The organism is Roseomonas sp. 18066 (genome assembly GCF_902706185.1).
In the GTDB taxonomy this organism is placed as follows: Bacteria; Pseudomonadota; Alphaproteobacteria; order Acetobacterales; family Acetobacteraceae; genus Pseudoroseomonas.
In genome coordinates, this window is record NZ_CACSJM010000376.1 from 1 (window position 1) to 429 (window position 429).

At 54.5% G+C, this 429-nt stretch carries 1 protein-coding gene; it reads left to right on the top strand.

What is annotated here, in order from left to right; genetic code table 11:
• Positions 1-48 precede the first annotated feature (48 nt).
• Positions 49-429: patatin-like phospholipase family protein (locus GVN67_RS29310; protein ID WP_200845462.1), on the top strand; the 381-nt coding region annotated here is incomplete at its 3' end.

The window sequence follows — 429 nt, forward strand, 5'->3', positions numbered from 1 at the left end:
TCTTAGCACTCGCCATCGCGGAGTGCTAGAAACAACCAGTTATCCCCAATGCCCCACAATGTGCGCAAGCCCTTTCAGATTCTCGCCCTCTCTGGTGGAGGCTTCCGAGGGCTGTACACCGCAAAAGTCATAGCGGATGTGGAGAAAGAGATCGAAGCGCCGCTTGCATCGCGTTTCGATCTGATCACAGGTACTTCAATCGGTGGGATCCTGGCGTTGGCACTTGCCCTCGAGATTCCGGCGCAAGATATCGTAGACCTGTTTGTCGACCACGGGGAGGAGATTTTCGACAAGCGCTGGTCACTCTTCGGATTCTGGCGGTCGCCTTATTCACCGGAGCCGCTGAAGAAGCTACTTTCTAACTCCAAGCTATTTGGCGACCGGCTGTTGGGTGCATGCAAACACCCTGTCATCATCCCGAGTCTGAAT